General features: G+C 56.6%; 14 protein-coding genes and 1 other RNA gene. 2 read left to right on the top strand and 13 right to left on the bottom strand.

Going from position 1 to position 13,355, the window contains the following annotated elements:
* Window positions 1-12: 12 nt before the first annotated feature.
* The 6 genes from HXX25_RS00260 to HXX25_RS00235 all read right to left on the bottom strand — a co-directional run bounded on the left by HXX25_RS00260 (window position 13) and on the right by HXX25_RS00235 (window position 3,709).
* Complete coding sequence (locus tag HXX25_RS00260; protein ID WP_187166429.1) at window positions 13-585, bottom strand: 5-formyltetrahydrofolate cyclo-ligase; 573 nt, start codon at window positions 583-585, stop codon at window positions 13-15.
* A 2-nt stretch (window positions 586-587) separates the two neighbouring features.
* Window positions 588-748: non-coding RNA, 6S RNA (gene ssrS, locus HXX25_RS00255), on the bottom strand.
* A 34-nt stretch (window positions 749-782) separates the two neighbouring features.
* A complete protein-coding gene (locus tag HXX25_RS00250; protein ID WP_187166428.1) occupies window positions 783-1,136 on the bottom strand; it encodes a cell division protein ZapA in 354 nt (117 codons plus the stop codon).
* A complete protein-coding gene (locus tag HXX25_RS00245) occupies window positions 1,129-1,413 on the bottom strand; it encodes a DUF4164 family protein (protein WP_187166427.1) in 285 nt (94 codons plus the stop codon). Before HXX25_RS00245 ends, HXX25_RS00250 begins: the two co-directional genes overlap by 8 nt.
* A 59-nt stretch (window positions 1,414-1,472) precedes the next feature.
* Window positions 1,473-2,537 (bottom strand): mannose-1-phosphate guanylyltransferase, encoded by a 1,065-nt coding sequence (locus HXX25_RS00240; protein ID WP_187166426.1) that lies wholly within the window; start codon window positions 2,535-2,537, stop codon window positions 1,473-1,475.
* Window positions 2,534-3,709: an AGE family epimerase/isomerase gene (locus HXX25_RS00235; protein ID WP_187166425.1), complete on the bottom strand. Its 1,176-nt coding sequence runs from the start codon at window positions 3,707-3,709 to the stop codon at window positions 2,534-2,536. Before HXX25_RS00235 ends, HXX25_RS00240 begins: the two co-directional genes overlap by 4 nt.
* Before the next feature lie 183 nt (window positions 3,710-3,892).
* Here HXX25_RS00235 and HXX25_RS00230 point away from each other — a divergent pair, with 183 nt between their 5' ends.
* Both HXX25_RS00230 and HXX25_RS00225 read left to right on the top strand, forming a co-directional pair.
* Window positions 3,893-4,504: a hypothetical protein gene (locus tag HXX25_RS00230; protein WP_187166424.1), complete on the top strand. Its 612-nt coding sequence runs from the start codon at window positions 3,893-3,895 to the stop codon at window positions 4,502-4,504.
* A 4-nt stretch (window positions 4,505-4,508) separates the two neighbouring features.
* Window positions 4,509-5,474 carry an NAD-dependent epimerase/dehydratase family protein gene (locus HXX25_RS00225; protein ID WP_187166423.1) on the top strand — a complete coding sequence of 322 codons (966 nt, stop codon included), beginning with the start codon at window positions 4,509-4,511 and terminating at the stop codon, window positions 5,472-5,474.
* Here the strand turns inward: HXX25_RS00225 and HXX25_RS00220 are convergent.
* The 7 genes from HXX25_RS00220 to glmM all read right to left on the bottom strand — a co-directional run bounded on the left by HXX25_RS00220 (window position 5,462) and on the right by glmM (window position 13,172).
* Window positions 5,462-6,478 (bottom strand): glycosyltransferase family 2 protein, encoded by a 1,017-nt coding sequence (locus HXX25_RS00220; RefSeq protein WP_187166422.1) that lies wholly within the window; start codon window positions 6,476-6,478, stop codon window positions 5,462-5,464. The two genes, HXX25_RS00225 and HXX25_RS00220, sit on opposite strands and share 13 nt — an antisense overlap.
* 244 nt (window positions 6,479-6,722) lie before the next feature.
* A protein-coding gene (locus tag HXX25_RS00215; RefSeq protein ID WP_187166421.1) for an IS3 family transposase occupies window positions 6,723-7,825 on the bottom strand; the annotation gives its coding sequence in 2 pieces (ribosomal slippage) (window positions 6,723-7,564 and window positions 7,564-7,825; 1,104 coding nt in all).
* Between the two features lie 134 nt (window positions 7,826-7,959).
* Window positions 7,960-8,631 (bottom strand): hypothetical protein, encoded by a 672-nt coding sequence (locus HXX25_RS00210; protein ID WP_187166420.1) that lies wholly within the window; start codon window positions 8,629-8,631, stop codon window positions 7,960-7,962.
* 130 nt (window positions 8,632-8,761) lie between these two features.
* Window positions 8,762-9,469 (bottom strand): ABC transporter ATP-binding protein, encoded by a 708-nt coding sequence (locus HXX25_RS00205; RefSeq protein ID WP_187166419.1) that lies wholly within the window; start codon window positions 9,467-9,469, stop codon window positions 8,762-8,764.
* Window positions 9,470-9,503: 34 nt separating this feature from the next.
* On the bottom strand, window positions 9,504-10,340 hold the full coding sequence (locus HXX25_RS00200; RefSeq protein WP_187166418.1) for an ABC transporter permease: 837 nt from the start codon (window positions 10,338-10,340) through the stop codon (window positions 9,504-9,506).
* 311 nt (window positions 10,341-10,651) lie between these two features.
* Window positions 10,652-11,581, bottom strand: coding sequence for a UTP--glucose-1-phosphate uridylyltransferase GalU (galU, locus tag HXX25_RS00195; protein ID WP_233346742.1), 930 nt, complete (start codon window positions 11,579-11,581; stop codon window positions 10,652-10,654).
* A 250-nt stretch (window positions 11,582-11,831) separates the two neighbouring features.
* Window positions 11,832-13,172: a phosphoglucosamine mutase gene (glmM, locus tag HXX25_RS00190; RefSeq protein ID WP_187166417.1), complete on the bottom strand. Its 1,341-nt coding sequence runs from the start codon at window positions 13,170-13,172 to the stop codon at window positions 11,832-11,834.
* Window positions 13,173-13,355: the final 183 nt, after the last annotated feature.

The raw sequence follows: 13,355 nt of genomic DNA, 5'->3' as shown, positions 1-13,355 counted from the left end.
CTGCCTTCCTGTTCACGCGAAGCGATATGCCCTTTTTTCGGTGATAATCCAATCAAGACGCTGATCATGACGCTGCGCAGGCAGTTTCTTCACCCGCTGCGCCTCGAAGGCGAGACCGGCCGTTGTGACCGGTCCGGCGGCCCGCAAGGCCTCCAGAGTGCGGTCGTAATAGCCGCCGCCATAGCCCAGCCGGTATCCGCGGTCATCAAAGGCCAGAAGGGGCACCAACAGCAATTGCGGCGTCAGACGTGTGGCGCTCTTTTTCGGCGCGGAGATACCGTGGGCACTTCTTTCCAGCTCGTCTTCGGGATGCCAGGCGTGAAAGTCGAGCGGAACATCCGGACCTGCGACACGCGGCAAGACGATTCGGGCCTGCTCACAGTGGAAGGTCTCGATCAGGCGGATGGCGTCGATTTCGGAATTTGCGGCCCAATATCCGGCCACGACGTGTCCGACGCCGGGCCAGATTTCATCAGGAAAATTGGAAACCAGGTCTCTGGCGGCATCAGGGTGGGCCGCGTGTGCCGCCTTGCGGCGCAATAATGCAGCTGTCCTCGCCCGGTTTTTTCGCCAATTCAGAAACATGCAGCGGCCCCACAATCACCGTTGGACTTTATAAATTCCCATCGAACCCACGAGTGTAGGTGGGCGCCGCGTATCAGGGACCACGATCCCCATCAGAGGCAGCTCCCTCGACGAGATGTAAGGCCGCGGGGAATTAAAGTCCTGACGAGTGTCGCAGAGACCGCCAATCCCCTATGTGGACCTCGCCGCGCCGATCCTCAAGAGGCATCTTCTGTGGCCAGCCGTTCAAGCCGCTCGGAAATCCCGTTCAGCGCCTCGACCAGCCCGTCCGCGCCCGCCGACTCCGCCGGTTTGGCGCTGCTTTCGCTCTTCAGCCGGTTGAGATGCGATTCCAGAGCCTCCAGCCGGTTCTGGGCGGTTTTCAACTCGTCGACGACCACCAGCGAAGCCATCAGCAGGAGTCGCAGATCGCCGATCTGGCCGACCTGTTTGGACAAATCGGTGACATGGGTATCGAGATGCCGCGCCAGTTCGCGCAGATAGCTTTCCTGCCCGTCCTCGCAGCCAATGGTGAAGGCGCGGCCATTCAGGGTGACGGAGACCTTACCCATTGCCGGCCTCCACTGCGGCTTCTGCCGCATCGGCAGCGGCGCGGAGCTCGGCGATGGCTTCACCAAGTGCTTTCGACGCGTCTTCGGCAGCCTCGGCCATAGCCGCTTCGCTGGCGCGGGCCTTGTCGAGCTCTTCGGCCAGACGGGCGCGATCGGCATCGGCATCGCTGCTATCACGGGCTGTGGCCTGCAAGCGATTCAGCCGCGCTTCAACATGCGTCAGGGCACGATCGAGCCGGGCGATGGCCTGCGCCATGGGATCGGTGGAGTTAGACATGTGCCGCTAAAATCGACTGGAATGGCCGAAACTTCAAGTATGACTCGAAGTTGGAGCTGTCAGAGGCGGTCGTCGCGTCCCCCGGCCTTCAGTTCGGCGATGATTTTCTTGACGTCATGGGCTCGGGATTTTGGCGCCACGAAGACCGCATCTCCCGTTGCCACCACAACCAGATCGTTCACGCCCAACGCCGTCAGCGTCACGCCATCGCCGCGCAAATAGCTGTTTTTGCTATCAAACGCGACAATATCTCCGGACAGAATATTACCATTGGCATCGCCCTCCAGCGCATCGGCTAGGGACGGCCAGGTGCCGACATCCGACCAGTCGAACCGGGTCGGGACGACAGCGGCATGGGCGGTGCGTTCCATCACCGCAATGTCCAGCGGCACGGACGGGCTGGCCGAAAACGTCTCGGCATCAATCGCCCCGTCCACGCCCAGTGATTCTTTCACCGCAATCAGGATTTCCGGTTCGAAGCGCGCGAGCTCGCTGAGCAGGATATCGGCGCGGAACAGAAACAGGCCGGCATTCCACAAACGGTCACCGCTTTGCAGATAGGATTGCGCCGTTGCCTCATCCGGCTTTTCCTCGAAGGCAGCAACCGTGAAGCCCTCACCCAGCGCCTCGCCCGTCCGGATATAGCCATAGCCGGTTTCAGGCCGCGTGGGCGGGATGCCGAAGACCACGATTTTTCCATCCGCCGCAAGCGGCGCGGCGGCGGCAATCGTTTCGCGGAATTTGGTCACCGGAGCAATGTGATGATCTGACGGCACGAGCAGAACCAGCGCTTCCGGCCCGTCCTGTTTCTGCGCCAGCAGGGCGGCGATAGCGGCCGCGGGGGCAGTATTCCGGCCCACGGGTTCGAACGCCAGGGCGGCCGGTGTGATGCCGGCACTGGCGAGGCCGTCGCGGACGGGAGCCTCAATCGCTTGGCCTGCGATCACAAGCGGAGCGGTGAAGGCGATGCCCTCGCCCTGCCCGGCACAGCGTAGCAGCGTATCTTCAAACAGGGTGCGGTCCGACAGGAGCCGGTGGAAGGGTTTCGGCCTGTCCTTGCGGGAGAGCGGCCAGAGGCGCTCGCCGGACCCGCCGCAGAGAATGGCCGGACGAATATTGATCATTTCACGACCCGGAGTCTGGAATCGCCTTGGCGGCCGAGCACGCGATCGGTTTCAACGGCCGCGACCAGCAAATGATAGAGCGTCGAGGCGGTAATGGTTTTGACCGCCGGGTTTCCTGCCGCATCATAGGCGTCAATCCAGCACCCGGTCGGGGCGGGCTTGAGGAATTTGGTGAAGAGCTGATGCAGGGCATCCTGAGCGCTGCCCCAGCCACCCGAACGTCCGGTCTGGCCCTGAACCAGCGCCGCTTTCAGATGCTCGGTCTGCTGCCATGTCCGCGCAGAGCCGTCCAGCACCACACCATCATCGCGGACGGCGGAGACAATCAACCCCGAGACCGGTGAGCGGCCATAGGCTTTTGCAAAGGCATAGAGGCTGGAGACTTCCGGGCCGGTCTCATCGCCGGACAGGGCCGCATAGCGATCCAGCAGCCAGACCCATTCAAACTGGTGGCCCGGCTCGGTCTTGCGGCCCTCGGGCCCGGTCAGCGGCGACCAATCGGGGTTGAACACTTCGCGCAAGCCGCCGGAGGGAAAAAGCCAGTGATCGCGCATCAGGCGCAATATGTTTCCCGCGCGGGCGAGATGGCCCTGCCCGCCAAAGGCTTCGTGCAAAGCCAGGCTGGCCTCGAACATGTGCATGTGCGGATTCTGGCGACGCGGGAGGCGATCCGGTTCGGCTTCACGCCAACCGCCCGCCGTATGGCCCAGTGCCTCATCGATATAGCCGAGCGTATCGCGGGCCAGTGTTTTGACCTGTGCATCCCCCGTTAGGCGATAGACGTGAGACAGCGCAAGAAGCGCAAACGCCTGCTCGTAAAGATCACAGGTCCTGTCCGCGACACTGCCATCCAGATTGAGCCGCATCACCCAGCCACCGGCGCCGCCCGTCTGCCACGCCTTGTCGACCAGATAGTCAAAGCCCCTGAGCGCCAGTGCCTTGCCGTCAAACCAGCCGAGCTCGTGGGCATGCGCATAGACGTAAACCTGCCGGGCCTGAGACCGGACCCGGCGCACCGCGTCCAGATCGGGCGTGCCGTCGAGATTCAGCCGTTCGTGAAACCCGCCGCGCTCATCATCCCAGCCGGCGTCCGCCCAGACCGGCAGAGCGGCGTCCCGCATCCAGTCGCAAAAGCGCGCCGCAGTATCAATCAGTGTTTTTGGCGCTGTCATGCTCAATCCCGGACTTCCCGTTTCCGGAAATTTCTAGCGCAAATTGATGTGTGAAAGGTAAGCAGGCACGCATTATTGCCAAGACCGTCGGCACGCCTGACAGACAGGTAGGCGGGGCCGCGGCAATCGTGCTAGGGATCTGCTCAGGTTTTTTGGCCAAAAATCGGGACTTAGCCGACCACCATGATACTTCGTTCGCCTGATCTTGCCTTCTATCCGGTCGTGATTATCGCGGCCGCGCTGATGATTGGCGTGCCGCTGGCGATCAAGAGCGCCGATATAATCGGCGTGGAAGATGATATCCGCGCGAACGGAATTACCATCAGCGGCGAACGCCTGCAGTTTCTTGCCGCAGGACAGGGCGTCAGTTTCGAATTTCTGCGCGATGCCGATAACCGATTCTTTGCCCGCGTTACGGGCGAAGTCACGCGCGGGTCGCCGACTCTCACTCCGTCAGCAGGTGTGTTTGATGCCCTGCGCCCCTACGAGCTTGCCGCGATTTCAGGGTCTGATGTACGGGTGACCTATACCCTGCAGCCCTCGGCAGCGAACGGTGCAGCCCGGACGGATCTCGGGTTTTTTGAAGAAGGACTGGGGCAGTCCAGCTGGCGCGCTCAGACACTCGAGCCGGGGCTCAACAGCTACACAATTGACGTTGATATTCCCTACTGCGATCCGAGCTACGGGTTTGCCGGTGTCTGGCCGTCGGCCGAGAACGAGGCAAATAGTATCGACCTGTACGAAATCCGTATAGAAATGACGGCGGACGCCGATTGCACAGAATTGCCGGGTTGAGACGATGAAAATTCTGGTTACAGGCGCGGCAGGCTTTATCGGCTCTCACACATCGCATGCGCTGCTGACAAGCGGACATGAGGTGCTCGGCATTGATAATCTGAACGATTATTATGACCCGGCACTCAAGCGGGCACGGCTGGCCAATCTGTCGTGTCTGTCCGGGTTTGATTTTGAAAAGCTGGACATTGCCGAAGACGTCGCGCTTGGCGCGCTGACCGCGAAATACCAGCCTGATCGTATTATTCACCTGGCTGCACAGGCCGGGGTCCGGTATTCGCTCGAGAATCCCATGGCCTATGCGCGCTCCAACCTGCTTGGTCACCTCGCCGTACTGGAAGCGGTCCGGCACACGCCGAGCGTGAAACACCTCGTCTATGCCTCGTCCTCGTCCGTCTATGGCGAGCGCAATGATACGCCGTTCAGCGAAAACGATCCGGTCGAAAACCCGGTCTCGCTCTATGCTGCCACCAAGCGCGCCGACGAGCTGATGAGTGTGGCCTACTCGCGGCTTTACGGCCTGACCCAGACCGGGCTGCGCTTCTTCACCGTCTATGGCAGCTGGGGCCGTCCTGACATGGCCTACTGGCGGTTTACCGACGCCATCCTAAAGGGCGAACCGATCAGGGTCTTCAACAAGGGCGAGATGCAGCGCGATTTCACGTACATCGATGATGTCGTGCGCACCGCCGTGAAGATCACGGAAGACACGCCGAACGCGGCGCGCCACCGCATCTACAATATCGGCGGGTCCGATCCGCGTCCGCTGAAGGACTTCATTGCGGCCATCGAGGCGGCACTTGGGATGGAAGCGAAAAAGATCTATCTGCCCATGCAGAAGGGCGACGTGACCAAGACCAGCGCGGATGTTTCCGCGATCACGCGCGATTATAGTTATGCCGCCACTACATCCATCGAGGACGGCATCAGGATTTTCGTCGACTGGTACCGGGATTTCTACTCGGTCTGACCGGTTTCCAGCGGGCGGATATCCGGCGCCCGGCGCAAAAGAACCAGCGGCGACCAGGTCAATGAGCGGGCAATTCCCAGGCTCCCGACGGTTCGGGTCCGGGCGAGCTCGCGCCGTTCGCGCATGATCCAGCCCCAGCCCCCGACACCATCGAGAGTCGCTTTCCAGGTCGTGCGAAACCGTCTGTGCACAAAGCTCCGGACCAAGAAAGCCAGATTGATCAAGACATGCGCCGGCAACATGGCGATCAGCAGCAGCGGGGGTGTGTTTTTCAGGAAAGTCCAGATCCGGTTCCGCGTGCCGTGATAGATCACGAAAGGCGAGGTAGGCGCCGAACTGGCCGAACCGACATGATGAACGATCGAGCGGCGGCACTGCACGCCGAACCCGCCGCGCAAGCGGATCCGGTATCCGATGTCGACATCTTCCATGTAACAGAAAAAGCGTTCATCGAATCCGCCGACGGCATCAAACACCTCACGCCGGTAGATCGAAGCAGCCGCACACGGGCTGAAACAGCTACCAGTTTCCGGCACATTTTTGGCAGGTCGTTCGAAACCGCCCCTCCAAGCCACACCGATCGGCGAATAGGCATCGCCTGCGCCGTCGAGGCGGGACGGATCCGTTGCCATCAGCTGGGTCGACCCGGCCATACCGGCACCCGTTTCCACGATGCAGGCTAGGAGGCTTTCCAGCCAGTCCGTAGCCGGGGCCGCGTCCGGATTGAGCATCACGACAAACGGGGCCGAACCCTGGGCAGCGCCGATATTGGAGCCCCTGGCAAACCCGGTATTGCCCGACTGCGGCAGCACCGTGAAGCGATCATCGAGCGGGCCGAGCCGGTCGACATCTCCGTTCTCCGGGCTGTTGTCGACGAGGAAGACACGGAAATTTGGCACCGTCTGCGCCTGCAGGCCAACAACACAGGCCTTGAGGTAATCCGCGGAGCGGTAATTCACGATGATAATATCGGCGAGCGGCGTTTTTCCTTTCAGTTCTACCAATTAACGTCCACCTAAACTAAGGAAAAATAACAATCAGTCGGCGAGTGCAAGGAGGCTGAACCCAATGCCGGTATGTGGGCCCGTCGAGTTCGGAAGTAGTTATAGGCACCGGGGTGTAGGCATAAGTTCTCCCTATGCTAATTATCTTCCTTTATCATGTATAGTCCTGAACAGCCCCTAGATTTGTAGACGATGCTCTGAGACCCAAGTCTGGACCATTCCCGGTTAGAGTTTTCCGGCCTTTTCACGACGGCGGACTGGAGACGCCAGCGTGATTGATCAGCGCTATCGGGGGTTTGTTCCCGATGGCACTGTGTGGTCTTACCGTATTGTAGTCTCTAGGCCAACACTCCAGCTTTTCGCGGGCATCGGACAGGCTCATGAACCAGTGTGCCGACAGGCACTCAGCCCGCAGCCGGCTATTGAACGCTTCGATGAACGCATTATCCGTAGGCTTGCCGGGACTTGACAAGTCGAGCGTGACGCTATTCGCGTAGGCCCAGGGGTCGAGGTCTCGCGAGATGAACTCCGATCCCTGATCTACCCGGATCATCTTCGGATAACCCGTTTGGGCGCAGATCCGCTCCATGGTCTGAACGACGTCCTCACCGCGATAACTATAGCGGGCATCGATAGCAGGCACGTATCTCGACCACGTATCGACGACGGTCAGGATCCGGAACTTACGCCCGGTTGCGAGCTGATCATGCACGAAGTCCATCGCCCAGACTTCCAAAGGCGACACCGCCTTCTTGCGGTCGCGGATCAGCTTGGCTCTGACCTTCCGCTTCGGATTCTTGTTACGAAGTTGAAGGCCCATCTCGTTGTAAATACGTCGAACTTTCTTCTGGTTCACGAACCAGCCCTCCCGCCTCAACATGACGTGGACGCGCCGGTATCCATACTGCACGCGCGTCTCGCAGATGTCCTTGATGCGCTCTTTCAACGCGGCCTGATCGGGTCGCCGAGAACGGTAGTGGAAGGTGGACGTGTCGAGCAGCAAGTTCCTGCAAGCCCTCCGGATCGACACGCCCCATTCGCGAACCGCCTCTTTGACAAGCTCCCGCTTGCGACCAGGCCTTACAGCTTTCGTTTGAGAACGTCCTGCAGCATCTCCTTGTCGAGAGATAGATCAGCGACAATCCGTTTCAGCCGGGAATTCTCATCTTCCAGCTTCTTAAGCCGCCGCATCTCGGACGGCATCAGACCGCCATAGCGTTTCTTCCAATTAAAAAATGTCGCCTGACTGATACCCGCCTTCCGGCAAATTTCCGCAACCGGAATCCCAGCCTCACCCTGCTTGAGAATGAACGCCTTCTGCGCGTCCGTGAACTTCGATGCTCGCATCCTTCTGTCTCCACCCAGCCAGGTTCCAGACTACCGGAAACTCTAAACTGAAATGATCCAGTTTCCTGGGGGCAGAGCACAGAGCACGTCTCCGGAGGTCATCTGCTTCGGCTGGATGAAAGATGGGGGTCACGTCACTCACTCAATTTTGAAAGCATCGCGGCGGCGGATGTCACATCAACTGCATATTCTGCCGACATCGCGACTTTCCGATTATCCAATCCATAGTCACTCTCAGGATCGCCGAGAATGACGTTTGCATCTCTCAGAATGTGTTTCGCGCCGATTTGCGATTCTCCGGCTTCGGACTTCTTATGACCTTTTATTGTTGCGGATTGAAAATCGGCAATAAATACAATGTCTTTGCGCTGCATAATATAATCGACCATCTCATTATGCCACGGAGAAATAACCCAAACCGCACACGGCTTTTTTTGTGCGAGCATTGCCCTGATCAAAATAAAACTAACAATATCAACAAGTCGGTCGCGTAGATGTCTCCCATGGCGGCTTGCGATAAACACCGACGCCGCAACCAAGGACCAAAACAACACCGTCATGGCCGTTGGCAAAAACCGCGTGAAATATCCAAAAACGATAGCCGCAATGATAAGTTGGCTGCCAAAAATCAGGATTGCCAAAGCGCGGTTCCGTAAAACAACGGTGTTATCGGGAACATCGTTAAAGTGCGACCTTTCGGCGATCACAGAGGCAATATACCCTTCAGCCCGCAGTGCTTTTTCTATCCGAGACAATTGTGTATCGGCGGGATCAAAAAAGGGCGAAAAGATATAGACGAGGTTCATCGTAAAGAGCCGGTTCCGGGGTCGAGATCAAATATGAAGGGCTGCTAGAGAGGGGCGACAAAGGGAAGCGATTTCCGCAACTCCATAAGCGCGGAGATCATGTGAGAATCGGACAAGGAGGAGGCACGCACTATCCATCAACCGTCTCGCGATAACGTTCCACAACATCTTTTGCTCCGCCGAAAGCCTTAACGTGGCCCGCATCAAGCCAGAGAACACGGTCCGCCATCCGCTCAACAAGATCAAGATCGTGGCTTGCAAGAATCAAAGCACCCGCAGCATCAACGAGTTCTTGCATGCGAGAGCGCGCTTTTTTTTGAAAGGCGCGGTCACCGGCTCCGATCCACTCATCGACGATGAGAATATCGGGATTAAAGGCGGTAGCGATAGAAAAATTAAGGCGCATTGCCATGCCAGAAGAATACGTCCGAACCGGCATTTTTATAAAATCGCCCAACTCCGCGAAAGTCGCAATATCGCTGATGCGCCTTTTCGCCTCCCGCTTGGACAGACCTGCGATCATGCCTCTTAGCAATATATTGCGCTCACCTGTTGCCTCAATTCGCATCCCATGGGCGATATCGATGAGCGAAGATACCTGGCCTTCAATATTTATGGTTCCTTTAGTTGCCGGCAAAAGCCCGGCAATAACTTTTAGAAGCGTCGATTTTCCAGACCCATTACGGCCGATAATGCCCAGGCGCTGGCCTTCTTGCAGATCAAAATTAATGTTTGAAAGCGCTTCCACCCATCGATGCGACCGGTTGCGCTGCGCAAAAATGCCCGCACCTTCAGGGCTTATTGTTCCCGGCGTTTTTTCATAAACGCGAAAACGCACACAAAGATCTTTAACGCTAACCGAGCTCATCGCATCAATACCAGAACGCCATACGGTTGCGGAAGATCGCAAAAGTGAAGAAAGAAACGATGCCCAAACCAACGGTTATACCTGCTGAGACCAGCCAGCTCGTCAACGGAATGATATTGTCGACAAGCGGAGCGCGAACAATATCAATCAAATATGTAAAAGGGTTCCATACGAGGAAGCCAGCGATTGGCCCCACCTGATCAACGGTCCAGACCAAAGGCGTTAAAAAGAACAAAACGCGCATTGCGGTTTGCACAACCTGCACCACATCGCGGTATCGAAGGCAGATCACGCCGAGCAGCATATGCAAAAAAAGACCGTTTAGAACCAACAATAAAAGGGCAGGTGCCACAGACAGCGCTGCCCATCCCGGAACATGTCCGGTCACCACCAACACAACGCCCGCGACAACAGCGCTATACGCAAAGATAATTAAATCCCGGCTGATACTCTCAAAGAAATAGGTAGAATAGGGCAGCTGTACGCCTTTCACCCAAGTTTCTGAATTTATCAGGGAGGTAGAGCCGTCCACAACAAATGAGCTGATAATCTGCCAGATTAAAAACCCCACCGTAACGTAAGCTGCAAACCAGGCCATGGGGGCAGGGTTTAAAGCGCCGAAAATGAAAATTTTAGCCAGAATAAAGACAAGATAGGAAAGCGTCAGCCAGGCAAGGCCGAAAACGGTTCGGCGATATCTCTGACGAAGATCATCCTGCGCGAGTGACGTCCAAAGCTCATATCTCATAAAGCCGCGCACCACATCGATGCCAGCCGCTTGTAAAAGCTCGACTAAACCTGAGCGGTTTGAAGAGCGGGTGAATGGCAGCGTTATGTTCATTTCAATAAACTTGATCCTAGCGCGGAAAATGCCACCGAGAGCGAATATGGGCCCAGATTGCCGGTTATTCTAACCGGCACTGTTATAGTTTCTATAGCGTGTGTTTGTTCATTATGGCGATCGGGGCAAGGCACACTCGCAGATTTCTCAGCGCCAAAAAGAAAAACGCGAGGAATGCGGACATTCCTCGCGGGGGTCACTTTAAGAAAATGGACCTTTAGTTTTCACCCCTCAAGTCTCCAATAAAAGGCCTGAAGATCGCTACCTTCAAATTGGATGCAATAATTGTCAACGCGTTTTGCTCGCCGTGCTCAAACACTTGAGGCAGCATTTTCATCCAAAAGGCGGCGCAGCGTGGCACGCGAAGCTTCGCCTTCCCGTTCATGATCGAGCGCAAATCGCACGAAAGCTCGCAAATAGCCCTGTTTGCTCCCACAATCAAAACTCTCGCCCTCATACTCGAGCGCAAAAAAGTCTTGGGTTTTCATGAGCGTTGCCATCGCATCGGTGAGCTGAATTTCTCCACCTGACCCGCGGGGCTGGTTGCTAAGGAGATTGAATATCTCCGGCTGGAGTATATACCGTCCGGTGATCGAAAGGTTTGACGGCGCATCATCGATGCTCGGTTTTTCGACCATTCCAGCCATTTCGATAATGGCGCCGTCGCGCGATTTGGGCTCAATGATTCCATACATATTGACTTGATCGTGCGGTACCGGCTCAACGGCGATGATATTGCCACCGCGATCATTATAGGCGGCAATCATCTGGGTAAGACAGCTTGGTGTGGCTTTGACCAGAACATCAGGAAGTAGCACCGCAAACGGTTCATCGCCGATCACATCGCGCGCACACCATACAGCGTGGCCCAATCCCAAAGGCGATTGCTGTCGTACAAAACTCATAGAGCCGGCGATAGGCCTTTCGGCCTCCAATTGGTCTAGAATATCGTATTTTTTTTTCTCCCGCAGAGAGGCCTCAAGCTCGTATGCCCGATCAAAATGATCATCAATCGAGCTTTTGTTACGGCCCGTTACGAATACGATATGTTCGATTCCAGCTTCGAAGGCCTCGTTAACGACATATTGGATCGCAGGACGGTCAAATATCGGAAGCATTTCTTTGGGAACAGATTTAGTGGCAGGCAAGACGCGTGTTCCGAGCCCCGCAACAGGCAATACAGCTTTACGAACACAATTCATAAAAATCTCGCTTTGCGACTGGGTTAGGACTGCTTTCATAAGGCCCCGATCCAGGCAGAATCAACAAGAGTGCCCAGATTAAAACCTATTTACTCGGCAGACTGTCGTTCCTCTAATTTTAGTTTGATGTAAAAAAGCCCGTCTAGGAATTCTAGTGCTATACCATACGGGTTGTAATCTGCCGGTCTGTATTTGATCGGGCATCGGGAATGATTAGTAGATCTTTCTGTGCTCGATGTCCTTGAACATCACAGGAAAGGAATAATGGACAAAAGATACCCCGCTTAATTTAAACTGTGTTGGCGACCGAGTTGGCGATCAAGTCAACGACCGATTCGACCAAACCAATATCATCGCCTTCCGCCATGACGCGGATAAGCGGCTCTGTGCCCGAAGCCCGTACCAGCAAACGGCCTCGACCGTTCAGCCGCATCATGCCATTTTCAATCGCTTTCTGTACAGGAAGCGTGTTCAACGGCGAGGCATTGGAATAGCTGACATTCTTCAACACCTGCGGCGCACGTTCGAACAGATTACACAATTCGCTGATCGGCTTTTCGTGCCGAACGGTTGCCGCCAGTACTTGCAAGGCGGCGATCATACCGTCGCCCGTTGTAGCATGATCCGTCAGCACTATGTGGCCGGAAGGTTCCCCGCCTATATTGATGCCGTTCGAACGCATGCGTTCAACGACATAGCGGTCACCAACGGGCGCACGGTGAAGCGTCAATCCCAGATCATTGATGAAGCGCTCAAAGCCGAGGTTGGACATGACGGTACCGACCACCCCACCACCGCGGAGGGTGGATTGCTCCATCTGGTCCTTGACCACGCGGGCCATGATCTTGTCGCCATCAATAATCTGGCCGTTTTCATCAGCGAGGATCACCCGGTCGCCATCGCCATCCAGCGCGATTCCGATATCAGCACCGGCTTCGAGCACCTTTGCGGACAACGCCTCCGGCATGTTTGAGCCGCAATCCCTGTTGATGTTCAACCCGTTAGGGCTGGCACCGATCACGGTGATATCCGCGCCAAGTTCCCACAAAGTTTGCGGTGCAACCCGATAAGCTGCGCCATTGGCACAATCGATAACGATCTTGATGCCATCGAGGCATAATCCGCGCGGGAAAGACGCTTTGACGATTTCTGCATAGCGGCCCCTGGCGTCCGGAAAATGCCGCACCTGACCGATTGCGCCCGGTTGCACGAGCGTGGTATCGTCCAGCGCATCCATGATGGATTCAATTTCGAGCTCTGCTTCGTCCGGCAGCTTGAATCCGTCCGGTCCAAACAGCTTGATGCCATTATCCTCGAACCCGTTATGGGACGCGGTAATCATGACACCCAGATCGGCCCGCATGGAACGGGTCAGGATGCCGACGGCCGGGGTGGGGGCTGGCCCGATTCCGGACACGTCCATTCCGGCTGAGGTGAAACCGGCGGTAAGGGCTGCCTCAAGCATATAACAGGACAATCGCGTGTCTTTGCCGATCACCACCGTATGGCGGTGGCTGCCACGCCGGAAATACTGTCCGGCAGCGCGACCCATCTTCAACGCAACATCCGGCGTCATGGGAAAACTGTTTGCGCGGCCCCGTACGCCGTCGGTTCCGAAATACGTTTTCATAACACCCCCGGTACACATAAGAAAAAGCCTGAAGAATTCAGTATGCAATTGGCATGCAAACCATAGCCATTTCCATTTCTATCGTTTACATCGCTTGACGCGCGGCGTCTATTGCAGACGCACAAATTTCCGACCGGGACCGGGGTAGGCATATGTGCGATGACGTAACCCCCAGCTTTCCCC

The sequence above is a fragment of the Hyphobacterium sp. CCMP332 genome (assembly GCF_014323565.1).
In the GTDB taxonomy this organism is placed as follows: Bacteria; Pseudomonadota; Alphaproteobacteria; order Caulobacterales; family Maricaulaceae; genus Hyphobacterium.
The sequence above is the reverse complement of the archived record's forward strand: the minus strand, read 5'-3'. Positions and strand labels throughout refer to the sequence as shown.